The sequence below is a fragment of the Stenotrophomonas maltophilia genome (assembly GCF_002799155.1).
Classification (GTDB): Bacteria; Pseudomonadota; Gammaproteobacteria; order Xanthomonadales; family Xanthomonadaceae; genus Stenotrophomonas; species Stenotrophomonas maltophilia_R.
Genome location: NZ_NERD01000002.1, coordinates 2,041,692 through 2,055,505 on the forward strand (window position 1 = coordinate 2,041,692; position 13,814 = coordinate 2,055,505).

Annotated in this window: 9 protein-coding genes; 7 read left to right on the top strand and 2 right to left on the bottom strand. The window is 67.5% G+C overall.

Features of this window, described 5'->3' with window-relative positions; all coding sequences use genetic code 11:
• Window positions 1–7 precede the first annotated feature (7 nt).
• Both B9Y82_RS10040 and B9Y82_RS10045 read right to left on the bottom strand, forming a co-directional pair.
• Window positions 8–5,557 (bottom strand): ESPR-type extended signal peptide-containing protein, encoded by a 5,550-nt coding sequence (locus tag B9Y82_RS10040; RefSeq protein ID WP_100472994.1) that lies wholly within the window; start codon window positions 5,555–5,557, stop codon window positions 8–10.
• A 235-nt stretch (window positions 5,558–5,792) separates the two neighbouring features.
• Window positions 5,793–6,773 (bottom strand): AraC family transcriptional regulator, encoded by a 981-nt coding sequence (locus tag B9Y82_RS10045; protein WP_100472998.1) that lies wholly within the window; start codon window positions 6,771–6,773, stop codon window positions 5,793–5,795.
• A gap of 689 nt (window positions 6,774–7,462) precedes the next feature.
• On the opposite strand from B9Y82_RS10045, the gene B9Y82_RS10050 reads away from it, so the two are divergent.
• The 7 genes from B9Y82_RS10050 to B9Y82_RS10080 all read left to right on the top strand — a co-directional run bounded on the left by B9Y82_RS10050 (window position 7,463) and on the right by B9Y82_RS10080 (window position 13,814).
• Window positions 7,463–7,651: a Flp family type IVb pilin gene (locus B9Y82_RS10050; RefSeq protein ID WP_014037517.1), complete on the top strand. Its 189-nt coding sequence runs from the start codon at window positions 7,463–7,465 to the stop codon at window positions 7,649–7,651.
• Window positions 7,652–7,740: 89 nt separating this feature from the next.
• On the top strand, window positions 7,741–8,286 hold the full coding sequence (locus tag B9Y82_RS10055) for an A24 family peptidase (protein ID WP_100473000.1): 546 nt from the start codon (window positions 7,741–7,743) through the stop codon (window positions 8,284–8,286).
• Entirely contained in the window at window positions 8,283–8,759 is a 477-nt protein-coding gene (locus B9Y82_RS10060) for a TadE/TadG family type IV pilus assembly protein (RefSeq protein WP_100473003.1), read from the top strand. Before B9Y82_RS10055 ends, B9Y82_RS10060 begins: the two co-directional genes overlap by 4 nt.
• A gap of 25 nt (window positions 8,760–8,784) precedes the next feature.
• Window positions 8,785–9,822: a Flp pilus assembly protein CpaB gene (gene cpaB, locus B9Y82_RS10065; protein ID WP_100473006.1), complete on the top strand. Its 1,038-nt coding sequence runs from the start codon at window positions 8,785–8,787 to the stop codon at window positions 9,820–9,822.
• 18 nt (window positions 9,823–9,840) lie between these two features.
• Entirely contained in the window at window positions 9,841–11,199 is a 1,359-nt protein-coding gene (locus B9Y82_RS10070; protein ID WP_100473009.1) for a type II and III secretion system protein family protein, read from the top strand.
• A gap of 27 nt (window positions 11,200–11,226) precedes the next feature.
• Window positions 11,227–12,483: an AAA family ATPase gene (locus B9Y82_RS10075; protein ID WP_100473026.1), complete on the top strand. Its 1,257-nt coding sequence runs from the start codon at window positions 11,227–11,229 to the stop codon at window positions 12,481–12,483.
• Complete coding sequence (locus B9Y82_RS10080) at window positions 12,468–13,814, top strand: CpaF family protein (RefSeq protein ID WP_100473029.1); 1,347 nt, start codon at window positions 12,468–12,470, stop codon at window positions 13,812–13,814. The genes B9Y82_RS10075 and B9Y82_RS10080 overlap by 16 nt, the downstream gene beginning before the upstream one ends.

The window sequence follows — 13,814 nt, forward strand, 5'->3', positions numbered from 1 at the left end:
GCGGGGATCACCACTGGATGCCGGCACCGACGGCCACGCCGGCCTCGCCACGGCTGTTGGTCGATCCGCTGAACTTGTAGATCCAGCGGCCGCCTTCGGAGACACCGGAGATACCCAAGGCCACGCCCGATTCGCCGTTGTAGCTGCCGGCTGCGATCGAGGCCATGCTGCGGCCCGCCTCGCTGGGCTGCGGCAGCGCCGCAGTGGCCATCGCCGAAGCGATACCGGCCGAGGCACGGTTGTCGGTCTTGCGCAGGTCGCGCTCGAAGCCGCCCATGCGCTCGTCGGTGTAGGCCTTCGACCAGTCCAGGGTCTGTGCCATGCCCGACTTCAGCTGGTCGACGTTGACCGCGTCGGTACCGGCGGTGCCGGCGGCAACGTTGCGCACCGTGGTCGGGCCACTGCTGGTGCTGCCCAGGGTGACACTGTTGTAGTTGGTCGCACCGTTCACCGTGGTGTCGTAGCGGATCGTGCCCTGCTGCGAGGCCTGCAGCTGGCGCACGTTGACCGCGTCGGTGGCCTGCGAGCCGTCAGCCACGTTGACCACCTGGCGTTCGGCACCGGCTGCACCGACCGAGACCGTGTTGGCCCGGTTCGCCACCGAACCCGCACCCAGCGCCACCGAGTTGTCGGCCTGCGCCTGCGAACCATTGCCCAGCGCAGTCGAGTTGGCACCGGCGGCGGTGGAGCCTGCACCACCGGCGGCTGAGTTGGCACCGCTGGCGGACGGGTCGGCCAGGTTGTTGGTGTTGTTGGCGCGGAAGCTGCCGGCCACGTTGGTGATGTTCTGGATCTTCTGGTCGGTGTACTTCTTCGATTCATCGATGGCGTAGTTCACGCCGTTCCTGAGCTGGCCGACGTTGGTCGCGTCGTAGGTGTCGGAACCGTCGGCGACATGGGTGATCTTGCGCTCGCTGCCGGTACTGCCGACCGAGACCTCGCCGGCCGAGTTGCTGGCACCGGTCTGGCCATAGGCGCCGGTGTAACCGCTCTGCGCGCCGACGCTGGCCACCGAACCGGCACCCAGGGCGACGCTGTTGCCGGCACTGGCGTTGGCGCCGTTGCCTACCGCCACGCTGTTGGCACCGGCCGCACTGGCCTGCGGGCCGACCGCCACCGCCTCCGCACCGGCAGCCGTTGCAGCCGCTGCCGTCGAGTTCACCGCCAGGTAGGCACTGCCACCGCCACCGTTGGTGATGCGCTGGTTGAGGACCTTCAGCGAGCCATCGACGGCAGTGAAGGCGGCGGTGACGTTGTTGTAATCGCCGCTGCTGAAGGTGCCATCGGTAGCGATGCTGGAGATGCTGAACGTTGGCGCGGTCCACACATTGGTCGCGCCGTTGTAGGCGGTGGTGCCGCCGAAGTAGTTGGCGATGGTGCTGTTGGTGCTGAACAGCTGGTCGCCGGTGATGGCATCACTGCTGCCAGCCAGGATGCTGCCGGCGGCGACGTTGGTGATCTTCACCGCGCCGGTGCCGGTGCCGGTCAGCGTCACGCTGTTGAGTACGTTGCCGCTGCCATCGACGTCGTACTTGACGGCCAGCTTGTCGACCTCTCCGGTCTGGTCGGCGACGTTGGCCAGCGAATTGCTGACCGCGTCGAAGGCGGTGCCGACGTCGTTGTAGCTGCCCGTGGTCACGGTGCCGTTGGCGGCGACGTTGTTGATCGAGTAGGTCGGTGCGGTCAGCACGCCGCTGGCGTTGACCGCAGCACCACCGCCGAGATGGGTGGCCACTGCCTGGTTGGCCGCGAACAGCTGGGCACCGTTGATGGCCTCGCTGCTGGTGGCACTGACCTGGCCCGGGCCGAGGTTGCGCAGCGTGGTGGCAGTGCCGGTCTGGCCGAGCGTGGCACTGGCGTAGTTGACGCTGCCGTCGCCGTTGAGGTCATAGCGCAGGGCGCCCTGCTCCGAGGCCTGCAGCTGGCCGACGTTGACCGCATCGGTCGCAGCGGTACCCGCGGCCAGGTTGGTGACCTGGCGTTCGGCACCGGCAGCACCGATCGAGACGGTGTTGTCACGGTCGGCAAGGCTGCCGGCACCCACTGCGATGCTGTTGGCTGCGGTGGCGCGGGCGTTGGTACCGACCGCGATCGAGTCGGCGCCGCTGGCCAGGGCCTCGGTGCCGGTCGAGTTCACCCGCAGGTACTTGGTCCCACCGTTGCGGATATCGGTGATCTGCGTGTTGAGATTGACCAGCGAGCCATCCACCGCAGCGAAGGCATCGGTGGCGTTCTCGTACAGGCCCTTGGCAATGGCACCACCGGTGGAGATGGTGCTGATCTCGAACAGCGGTGCGGTGAAGATGCCGCTGGCGGGATCGAAGGCCGCGCGACCGCCGAAGAAGCTGGCGATGGCGCTGTTGGTCGCCGCCAGCTGGCCGCCGTTGACCGCTTCGAGGCTGCCTGCGGTGACCGCACCTGCGGCAAGGTTGCCGATGGTGGTGGTGCCGGTGCCAGCGCCGAGCGTGACCCGGCGATAGTCCGGATTGCCGGCGCCGTCCAGGTCATAGGTCACTGCAGCGGCCGCCACATCGTCGATCAGGCTGATGGCACCCTTCAGCTGGGCCACGTTGACCGCATCGGTGTTGGCGCTGCCTGCGGCAAGATTGGTGATCTGGCGCTCGCCGCCACCGGCAGTGCCCACCGACACTTCACCGGCGGAGACCTGCGGCGCAGTGAGGCCGTAGGCGCTGTAGCTGGCCTGCGCGCCGCGCAGTGCTGCAGAGCGGTAACCCAGTGCGACCGAGTTGGCCTGGTTCGACGTCGCCTCGGCACCCAGCAGGGTCTGACCGTTGGCGGTGCCGACGGCGCTGTCGCCGACGATCACTGAATGGCCCATGCGCGCGGCATAGTCGGCCGTCGGCACGCCTGTTGGATTGCTGGGGTCGTTGACGCCGTCGCCGGGGAAGGCGACGTTGGCGTCGACTTTCGGCAGCTCATGGCGTGCGTTTGCACCGATCACCACTTCCTTCGAACCGTTGGCGAAGGCGCCATCGCCCATCAGTACCTGGTAGTCCTGTGCCGCATTGACGGCCCAGCAGGAGATGTCGGCCAGCGCGATGTCCAGGCACTTGGCCGCCCAGGCCGGGGAATCCGTCGGCAGCAGCAGGCCCAGCAGGCCACCCGGATTGCCGTTGTTGATGTTGTAGATATAGCTGTCGGAGGTGACGCCACCGATCAGGGTCAGGTGCGAGCTGCCACCCGTGACTGCGCCGCCCAGGCCGTTGAGCGTGCTGCCGACTGGCGACAGGTTGACCACCGGCAGGCCCAGCACATTGACCGTTGAATAGGTCTGCATCACGTTGGCGTTGCTGAGCTTGAGGTTGCCGTTGCTCAGGTAGCCATTGCCACCGAACAGGCTGGTGGTGGTCGGCCCGATCAGCTGGCCGACATTGCCGACCAGGCCACCGGTGCCGATGATGAGGCCCGCATTCGGGTCGGCCGCCGCCGGCGCCTTCGGGCTGGTCGGCGGAATCGCAGAGGGTTTGGTCAGGCCGAGACCGCCCAGCGTGCCACCGACCAGGCCACCCACGGCGCTGCCCAGGTTGCCGATGGTGCCATTGAGATTGCCGTTGAGCAGGTTGCCCACCGCGCTGCCGACATTGCCCAGCGTGCTACCCAGCACACCGCCCAGGCCGCTGGTGGGGCTGCCGGTGGTGCCGTCGAGAATGCCGCCCACTGCACCACCGACCGTGCCGACGGTGTTGTTGAGCGTGCCGCCCACTGCGCTGCCGACCTGACCAACCGTGCCGTTGAGTGCACCACCTACTGCGCCGCCAACCGTCCCGACGGTGCCGTTCAGTGCACCGCCGACTGCGCCGACGGTGTTGTTGAGCGTGCCACCCACTGCGCCGCCAACCTGGCCAACCGTGCCGTTGAGTGCGCCACCTACTGCGCCGCCAACCGTCCCGACGGTGCCATTCAGTGCACCTCCGACTGCGCCGACTGTGTTGTTGAGCGTGCCGCCAACCGTTCCGACGGTGCCGTTCAGTGCACCGCCGACTGCGCCGACGGTGTTGTTGAGCGTGCCACCTACCGCGCCGCCAACCGTTCCGACGGTGCCGTTCAGTGCACCGCCGACTGCGCCGACGGTGTTGTTGAGCGTGCCACCTACTGCGCCGCCAACCGTTCCGACGGTGCCGTTCAGTGCACCTCCGACTGCGCCGACGGTGTTGTTGAGCGTGCCACCTACCGCGCCGCCAACTGTTCCGACGGTGCCGTTCAGTGCACCGCCGACTGCGCCGACGGTGTTGTTGAGCGTGCCACCTACCGCGCCGCCAACCGTTCCGACGGTGCCGTTCAGTGCACCACCAACTGCGCCTCCGACTGCGCCGACCGTGTTGTTGAGCGTGCCGCCCACTGCGCTGCCCACGGTACCGACAGTACCGTTCAGCGCACCACCGACCGCACCGCCGACCGTGCCGACGGTGCCGTTCAACGCACCACCAACTGCACCTCCAACTGCGCCGACCGTGTTGTTGAGTGCGCCGCCCACCGCGCCACTCACCGCGCCGACAGTACCGTTCAGCGCACCGCCCACCGTGCTGCCGACCGCACCCGCAGCACCGTGGAGCGTCCCGCCGACGGCGCCCACCGCGCCGCCCACCAGGTTGCCAACGCCCAGCGCGCTGTGCTGCGCGGCGACGGTCGCCTGTCCGGCCAGCTTCAGGTTGCGGTCGGCGATCACGTCCTGGCCGTCCGGCGCCTGCACGCGCACCTTGCCGGCGGCGCCTGCATCGAACGCGGCGCTGATGGCACGATCATGCGTCTCACCCGGCACTTCCTCCTTGGCCGGCAGCTTGACCGCGGCTGTTGCCCGGGCCTGGCCCTGACCTTGGATGTGATGGCCAGCCACCGCCAGACGTGCGTCCGCATTGCCGTCAACGGAGGTCTTCAGGGACGAACCGCTGAGGCCCGCCAACGCCTTGGCACCAGCATCGATCGCAGCGACCTGGCGGCCGGCGACGCCGATCTTGGCCTTGGCGCGCGCGTCGGCGGCGACGCCCAGCGGCGCCTGCGCGCCCGGCGCAACGTGTGCGGCCAACGATGCATCCACCTGTGCCGCCGGCGCCGAGGTGTTGCCCAGGCCGACATGGGCACGGACATCGGCCGCCAGCGCCGGCACGGCCACCTGCTTCGGTGCGGTGTTCGCAGCCAGCTTCACCTGCACGGCTGCCGGCAATACGTCACGCACCACCGGCAGGGACGTGGTGTTCAGCTGCAGGCCCAGGCGGGCGTCCGCACTGATCGCAGGGCTGCTCTGCGCCTGTCGCGCAGCGGCAGCCAGGGCCACTTCGGCGTCGACCTTGACCGGCATCGGCTGCGCATACTTGGCGGCCAGTGCCTGCAGGTCACGCAGCGATTGATTGGTTTCCGATGCCCCTGCGTGGCCGCTGGCCAGCGCGCACAGCAATGCCAGGGCCAGGGCGGTGGGCATCAGCAGGAAGGCGCGCGGATCGCGTGCGGCGCTGCCGCCGCTGTCGCCGGTGGCCAGTTCCGAGGCCACAACCAGAGCATTGAGCTGGCGGTTCCATACACGCCGGTAGATGCGGTTCATGAGCATTTCCCCCGTAGGCGAACAACTGGAATGTCAGTGGACTTGCCGTTAGGCAGGTGACTGACATTTCAGCGGTTGCAACGGCGGCGGCGCACTTCAATCCGGCACGGCAATCGCGCATTCCGGCAAATCCACGGCCGGAATCGGCAGCCGTTTATGCAGAAGCGGCAACATGATCGGCAAGCGGATATGCAATTCCGGCATGAACGCCGCGAAAACCCTTGCGGGGCTTGGCTCAGGCCGGCTGGCCGATCTGCGCAGGCGCGCGCATCAGGGTATCGCGCGGCAGTTCGCCGAATACCTTGCGGTAATTGTCGGCGAAGCGCGAAAGGTCCCACAGGCCGCAGCTGAGGGCGATGGCTTTCACCGAGCGACGGCTGGAATCGGCCATCGACAGGCTGCGGCAGGCCGCGCACAGGCGCAGCATGGAAAGATAGCGGTTCGGCGAAGTACCAAACAGGTCCTCGAACGCATAGCGCAGGCCGCGCTCGCTGACGCCTGCGGCATCGCAGATTTCATTCATGTAGATATTGCGGCGCAGGTTGAGCCGCATGAAGTTCTCTGCTCGCTGCGCGATCAGATAATGCGTGCGCCGTGCACGGCTGCAGCCCGGTCGATCCGCCGCACCGGCGCCCAACAGGGCCTGCACATGCTCATGCAACAGGGTTTCGGTTTCTTCCGGCTGCAGCCCTGCACCCTGCCCCAGCTGCAGGTGCAGCTGCTGGTAATGGCGTGCCAACGGCGTGGCTTCGCTGGCCAGGTTGAACAGCGACAGTGCCTGGCCAGCGGGTGGCGTGCTGCGCAGGCTCAGTTCGGTCAGCTTGCGCTGCACCCGTGCCACCGGCAGCAGCATCAGGGTCATGTGCGTGCCCGGGCTCAGGGTGAACTCACTGATGCCCTCCGGCATGATCGTCAACGCCATGCCTGGCGTGAGCGGTACGCCATGGCACCAGCTCAGCGTCTCATCGGTAGCGTGCAGGTACCCCAGCATCGCCCAGTCCGGTGGCAGCATGAAGCGGCCACGGCAATGGAAGCCGCAGCTGATGCTGCAGAACAGGGCTTCCTCGTGCACGCGCGAGGCGAACGCCGCACGAGGCCCGTTGCCATCGAGCAGCAGCAGTTCGACATCACAGACGCGAAGCACGCCGCTCAGCGTGGCCAGGTCTATCGACCGCAGGCCGCTGTCGTCGCTGCCTTCTACCCCACCATCGACCATGACAGTGTTGTCCCCCGTTGATCCGCCATGCGACGCGGCCCCCACTGCCTGACAGGGCGCGCATCGATCCATTAGCCACTTCCGATGCCAAGCCGGTCACACCGCCTCCGAGGCGGCCGACCAGGGAAATGCAATAGCTTGAATGCGAGTATGCCCAATAATCCGCAAAGGTAAACCCGCAGACTGGAATGATAAAAATAGATACACAGATGAAGAAAATGTCGGGACCAGTGGCACGGTTTTCGCATGCCCCGAAAATGGAATCACATTATCTGCACGACCATGAATCGTTTTGCCTGCGAACGGATTCTCGTCACAGAAACAGCCTGAAAGTTTCAGGATCGCGGAGTTTCTGCCGAATTTGCATATAGGTTCCAGTTGCAGCCCACCGCCATTCAGGCAAAGTCGATATCACGGTGATCCGGCCATCTGATCTGGCCGCACCCAGGGGGACAGCATGACCACGCACGCATCATTGGATGCCTCGACCACCGGCCCCGCGCCGTGCGGTCGCGACCGTGCGACCGGTGTCCCGCCTGGAGACGATCACCCTGCTTGAGCACGGCGGGTCCATCCCGCCGCGCCTCCTCCGCCAGGACGCGGAGGCCCACGGACGATCCCGGCGGAGCCGGGCCACCGCCCAACGCAGGTGTACTGCATCCGCAGACAGGTACAGGGAGACATAGGTCATGAACGCATCGATCCGCAAATTCCTGAAGGAAGAAGACGGTGTCACCGCGCTCGAGTACGGGCTGCTGGCGGCCGTCATCGCCGGCATCCTGATCGCGGTCGGCAACGACCAGATCAAGGGGTTCTTCGAAACGCTGTTCAAGAACCTCTCCGCACTGGCCACCAAGGCGTCCGGCTCGACAACCTGAGCGGCGACTGCGTGCGGCTGGCAGCGGCGCGAGCGCGGGGGGCATGGAATCTGGTCAGGGCCGTCCAGTGACGGGCGATGGAGTGTGCGATGACACTGCTGGGATTGTTGGCCATCGGCGTGTGCCTGCGGATTGCGATCAGTGATCTGTATGCACGTCGGGTACCCAACACCTGGCTGATAGCTGCAGGCGTGATTGCCACTGCGGTGATCGTCGCCGGCCAGTTCAGCGCGCCGCGCCAGCCGTGGCTGCCCCACGTTGCCGGCGCGGCGCTCGGCCTGGTGGCGCTGCTGCCGTTCTATGGACTGCGCTGGATGGGCGCCGGTGACGTGAAGTTCTTCGGCGCTCTGGGTCTGATGCTGGGCTGGCAGGCGCTGCTGCCGGTCTGGCTGGTTGCCAGCCTCGCCGCCGGGGTGCACGCCGTGCTGGTGCTGGCTGGCCGGCGCCTGGGCGTCCTGTTGCCCGGCCGCCTGCAGATGCAGGTCAATCGCACCAGCTCGCAATGGCAATCGCATCCGGCCCTGCGCGACATGCAGGCTGCCCGCCAGGGACGACGTGGCATTCCCTATGCAGCCTACCTGGCACTCGCCGCCATCGGCTGGGTGCTGGCCGGCATCTACGGAGGTGCACCATGAACATCCGCAGCCCACGCCTGCAACGCGGGGTCGCCAGCATCGAGTTCGCCCTGATGCTGATGCTCGGCCTGCTGCCACTGCTGCTGTTCACTTTCTCCGGGGTGATGATCATGGCGGCACAGCAGACCCTGGCCACCGCTTCGGCCGAAGGCGCGCGCGCCTCGCTGCGCTACGGCACTGCCGGCGAACGACGCACCGCCGCCTGCGTCGCCGCACGCACCTCGATGCAATGGCTGCTGCAGTTTTCCAAGCAGAACGTGGACTGCAGCACGGGGGGCAGCAACGCCATCGTGGTGTCGGCACAGGCGCCGTGCGCCGGCCTGGCCACGGCCCAGTGCATGACCGTGACGGTCAGCTACGACTACGCCAGCCATCCCTTCCTGCCCGGCACCGCCACGCTCTACAAGTGGGTGATGCAGGCTCCCATCCGCAGCGTCGCGGTCGCCCAGCTCGATCTCGGCAGCGGCAACTGATGATCGGTACTTTGGAGACGGTTCCATGCTCAAGTTGACCCGCATCGCTGCCGTCGCCCTGATCGGCCTGGCCGTGCTGCTGGCGCTGATCGCCTTCATGATCGGGCGCAAACCGGCCGAACCGGTCACGGTCGCACCAATCGCCCATGACGAGGCGCAGGCGATCACCGTGGTGGAAGCGGTGGCACGCCTGCCTGCGGGCGAGCCGATCAGCGCCAGTGGCCTGCGGCTGGCCCAGCGCACCTCACCCGTCGCCGGTGCCGCCACCAGCATCGCCGCCGTAGTCGGCAAGGTGCCGGTGCAGGACATCGCCGAAGGCAGCCCGATCAGCAGCAACGCATTGGCACAGGGCTTCTCGCTGCAGCTGCGGCCGGGCGAGCGCGCGTTGGCCGTGCCCGTGGACGAACTGGTGGGTGCCGGCAACCGCATCGTCCCCGGTGACTTCGTCGACGTCTTCCTCAACCTGCGCAATGCCCAGCCCAACATCAACAGCCCCGCCGAAGCCGCGCAGGCGCGCCTGCTTCTGTCGCGCCTGCGCGTGCTGAGCTATGGCCAGCAGGACATCGCGCCCGTTGCCACAGAGGCCGCCGCCAATGCCGCGGTCGACACCCGCAACGACCCGCGCGCGGCCGACATCACCGGCAGCGGCGGCAGCAGCAACAACAGCAATGACGCCCCGCAACCTGCGCGCAGCGCGGTGCTCGCCGTCCCCGTGGCCGATGCCAATCGCCTGCTGTTGGGTGCACAGCAGGGCAAGCTGTTCCTGGCCCTGCGCAATCCCGCCGACACCGGCCTGCCCGACCTGGCGCTGTTCCCGCAGTCACGCGGCGTGATCGATCCGCTGCGTGGGCTTGATGCGGAGCAGCAGCTGGCACTTCAGCGCCCGGAGAACCATGCCTACGCCGGCATCGACGGGGATGCGCTGGCCGGCCGCGGCAGCACTCCGCCACGCAGCACTGCAGATGCACCGGCGCGCGCGCCGGCGCCACGTCGCAGCGCCCCGCGCGCGTCGGGAATCGAGATCATCCGTGGCGACAGTTCCGCCCCCCGTGGCTCCCTTTGACCTGCATCGAGTGCATCCATGACCGAACGTCGCCGCCGTCCACGCACTTCTCCCCGCCAGCGCTGGCTGGCCCTGCTGCTGGTGCTGCTGGCGCCGGCAACGAGCGTGGCCGCCGATGACCTGGTGCTGCAGGCCCGTGAGCAGCGTCCCTGGAACCTGCCGGCCGACCTGGAGCGGGTAGCCATTGCCGACCCCGGCGTGGCCGACATCGTGATGCTGCGTGGTCAGCGCCAGGCGCTGCTGGTGGGCAAGATGCCCGGCACCACCACCCTGCTGCTGTGGCACCGCAAGCAGGCCGAGCCGCAACGGGTGACGGTACGGGTGCAGAGCGCTGTACAGGGTGCTGCCAGCACCGGCGGCAATGACCTGGTGTTCACCCAGCAGGACCAGCAGGGCCTGCTGCAGGGAAGCACCGACAGCGTGCTCTCGCACATGCAGGAACAACGCACGGCGGCGATGGCACTGGGCAAGGACGGTGCGCTCGTCGATGCATCCACCATCAGCAGTGGCGGCGTGGTCCAGGTCGAGGTCAAGGTCGTCGAGTTCAACAAGACCGCGATGAAGCAGATCGGCATCAACTTCCAGAACCGCAACGGCGGCTTCGCCTACGGCTTCGCGCGGCCCGGTACCGGGTTGCCGGGCAACACCGGCCTGCTGCCCGGCATGAAGGAAGGCAACAGCAGCAACGAGGCCGTCTCGCCGATTTCCTCGGCATTCCGCCTTGTTTTCGGCTCGACGAAGGGCCTGTGGAACGCCGACGTCGAACTGCTGCAGAGCAATGGCATGGCCCGCGTACTGGCCGAGCCGACGCTGGTGGCGCTGTCCGGGCAGAGCGCCAGTTTCCTGGCTGGCGGCGAATTGCCGATCCTGGAACCGCAAGGGCTTGGCACCACCACCATCACCTACAAGCCGTTCGGCATCGGCCTTACCGTGACCCCGACCGTGCTGGCAGCGAACCGCATCGCGCTGAAGGTAGCGCCCGAAGCGAGCGACCTGGACTACAGCAATGCCATCGTGCTCAACAACGTGCAGATCCCCTCGATCACTACCCGCCGCGCCGACACCACCGTCGAGCTGGGCGATGGCGAGAGTTTCGTCATCGGCGGGCTGGTCAGCTCCAACATCGTCTCCAACGTCAGCAAGATTCCGCTGCTGGGCGACCTGCCGATCATCGGTTCGTTCTTCCGCAACTTCGATTACAAGCGCCAGGACAAGGAACTGGTGATCATCGTCACCCCGCGCCTGGTGCAGCCGCTGGCGCGCAATACCGAACTGCCGCTGCCCGGCGAGCGCGAAGCCAAGCCGCATCTTCCCGAGTGGGGTTCCTGGTTGCTGGGTCCGGTCAGCCAGGACCCGGTGCCCGGTTTCTCGCGCTGACTCCATGATGCCTGCGATACCACGCCCATGCCCTACGCCACTGCCCAGCCGCTGCATCCGCAAGGACCTCCGATGAACCTGGTCCTGTATGGCATGGATCGCGAACTGCTGCCCCGGCTGGCCGCCAAGCTGCCGCCGAGCACTGCCCTGCATTGGCAGGACAGCAACGCACCCACCTCCGCGCAGGACCTGCAACGCGGTCCGCAGAGCCTGGTGCTGCTCGACTTCCGGCCCGAGCATGCGGCCGCCTCGAGCGTACTGGCACAGCAGCTGCAGCAGACCCAACCGGACCTGCCCCTGGTGGCGGTGGGCGCCACCAGCGCCGGCCAGGTTGAAGGCGTGGTGATCGCGCTGCGCGCGGGCCTGCGCGATGTGCTGGACCTGGACAGTGACGACGCAGGCATCGAGGCGGCCCTGCGGCGTGCGCTGTCTCCGCGCCCGGCAGCGGTTGCCCAGCACGCGCACAAGGCACGCCTGATCGTGCTGCTGGGCGTGCGCGCTGGCGTCGGCACCAGCACCCTGGCCGCACATCTTTCGGTGCTGGCGCAGCAGACACGCGCGCTGGCCCAAGGCGAAGCGCTGCAGCAGGATGGCCTGCTGATGGAGCTGGCGCAGCCCGCCGGCGACCTTGCTCTGTACCTCAATCTCGACAGCCGATTCCATTACGAAGACGCGCTGCGCAATGCCAGCCGCATCGATGCCACCCTCGCCCGCACGGCCATGGCGCGGCATGACTCGGGACTTGTCCTGCTGGATCGCGCCAGTGGCAGCGATGCCGTTCCCCCCTCCGATCCTGGCGCGCTGCTGCAGCGCCTGCGTGGCGTGTTCGCCAGCGTGCTGTGCGACGCCGGCGGCTGCCCGCTGCGGCAGCTTCCGCCCTTGTTGCTGGACCAGGCCGACGAGATCTGGCTGGTCACCGATGCCTCGATCGCCACGCTGGTCTCGCTGGACCAGGCGCTGAAGCACCTGGCGGGCCAGCGCGAGCGCGAGAAGCGCCTGCAGCTGGTGATCAACCGCCACGATGACAGCAGCGGCATGGGCCCGGAACAGATCGCGCGCCGCTTCGAAGTGCCGTTGCTGGCGACGCTGCCCGAACGACCGCGCGTGCGCCTGGCCGCCAGCCAGGGCCACCTGCTGCTGCAGGATGCCCCGCGCGACCCCTATCTGCGTGCCCTCGCCCCGCTCGTGTCGCGCCTGGATCCGGCCGCGTGCCCGGTCCAGCCGCATGGCCTGCGGGAAAGACTCTCCCTTGCCCTGGGTGGATCGCAATGGAAGACAAGGTAACCCCGTTCCCGCACGCCGTTGCCCGCCCCGTGCTGGAAAGCACGCCGGGCCACCTGCCGTTCGCGCAGACCGAGCAGTACCAGAAAGTGCTGTCGGCTGCGCATGAGCACCTGCTCAACAGCATCGAAGACGAGCGCATCGACATCGATTCCTGGGCCCCGGACACCATCGCCCGCTGGGTACAGGTGCAGACCGTGGGCTTCATCCAGGAATGGCGCATCCCAATCAACGAGGAAGAGATGCAGGTGGTCGCGGAAGGGCTGGTCAAGGAGCTGACCGGTTTCGGCCCGCTGGACGACCTGCTGCACGACCCCTCCATCGAAGACATCCTGATCAACGGCTTCAAGGACGTGCACGTTTCACAGGGTGGCCAGCTCAGGCGCGCCACCCAGCGCTTCACCGATGACACCCACCTGCTGCGCATCCTGCGCCGCATCCTCGCGCCGCTCGGCCGCCGGCTGGACGATTCCAACCCGATGGTCGACGCGCGCCTGCCCAATGGCGGCCGCCTCAACGCGATCATCTCGCCGCTGGCGGTGGACGGACCGATGGTGTCCATCCGCAAGTTCCGCAAGGACCCGTTCACCCCCGACGAGCTGCTCGCCAAGGGCACGTTCGACGCGCCGATGCAGGCACTGCTGAAAGCGATGGTGCTGGGCCGCTGCAACATCCTGGTCTCCGGCGGCACCAGCTCGGGCAAGACTTCGCTGCTCAACGCCCTGGCCAGCTACGTGCCGGCCAGCGAGCGCGTCATCACCGTCGAGGACACCGCCGAGCTTTCGCTGAACCATCCGCACGTGGTGCGCCTGGAGAGCCGCATCGGCGGGGCCGAGGGCCAGGGCGCGGTCAGCATCCGCGATCTGGTGCGCAACAGCCTGCGCATGCGCCCGGACCGCATCGTGGTCGGCGAAGTACGTGGCGCTGAAGTGCTGGAAATGCTGCAGGCGATGAACACCGGCCATGACGGATCGATGGCCACCATCCACGCCAATACCCCGCGTGACTGCCTGTACCGCATCGAGATGCTGGCCGGCTTTGCCGGCTTCCAGGGCAGCGAGGACAGCCTGCGCCGGCAGATCGCCAGCGCCATCGATTTCATCGTGCAGATCTCGCGGCTGGGCAGCGGCCGTCGGGTGCTGGTCTCGATCACCGAGATCACCGGGGTCAGCGACAACCTGATCACCACGCAGGAGATGTTCCGCCACGAGGTGCAGATCGACGGCACCGGCCGCGAGACCGACCGCTGGATCGGCCTGGGCTTCCATCCGCATTCGCACAAGCTGGAGCCGTTCCGCCAGCAGCTGCGCGAATCACTCTACGGGGACTTCTGA

Excerpts from the sequence above, each read along its gene's own strand:
- B9Y82_RS10070 (WP_100473009.1), top strand. The coding sequence starts at position 9,841 with ATGACCGAACGTCGCCGCCGTCCACGCACTTCTCCCCGCCAGCGCTGG.
- B9Y82_RS10050 (WP_014037517.1), top strand. The coding sequence starts at position 7,463 with ATGAACGCATCGATCCGCAAATTCCTGAAGGAAGAAGACGGTGTCACC.
- B9Y82_RS10045 (WP_100472998.1), bottom strand. The coding sequence starts at position 6,773 with ATGGTCGATGGTGGGGTAGAAGGCAGCGACGACAGCGGCCTGCGGTCG.
- B9Y82_RS10080 (WP_100473029.1), top strand. The coding sequence starts at position 12,468 with ATGGAAGACAAGGTAACCCCGTTCCCGCACGCCGTTGCCCGCCCCGTG.
- B9Y82_RS10040 (WP_100472994.1), bottom strand. The coding sequence starts at position 5,557 with ATGAACCGCATCTACCGGCGTGTATGGAACCGCCAGCTCAATGCTCTG.
- cpaB (WP_100473006.1), top strand. The coding sequence starts at position 8,785 with ATGCTCAAGTTGACCCGCATCGCTGCCGTCGCCCTGATCGGCCTGGCC.
- B9Y82_RS10060 (WP_100473003.1), top strand. The coding sequence starts at position 8,283 with ATGAACATCCGCAGCCCACGCCTGCAACGCGGGGTCGCCAGCATCGAG.
- B9Y82_RS10075 (WP_100473026.1), top strand. The coding sequence starts at position 11,227 with ATGCCCTACGCCACTGCCCAGCCGCTGCATCCGCAAGGACCTCCGATG.
- B9Y82_RS10055 (WP_100473000.1), top strand. The coding sequence starts at position 7,741 with ATGACACTGCTGGGATTGTTGGCCATCGGCGTGTGCCTGCGGATTGCG.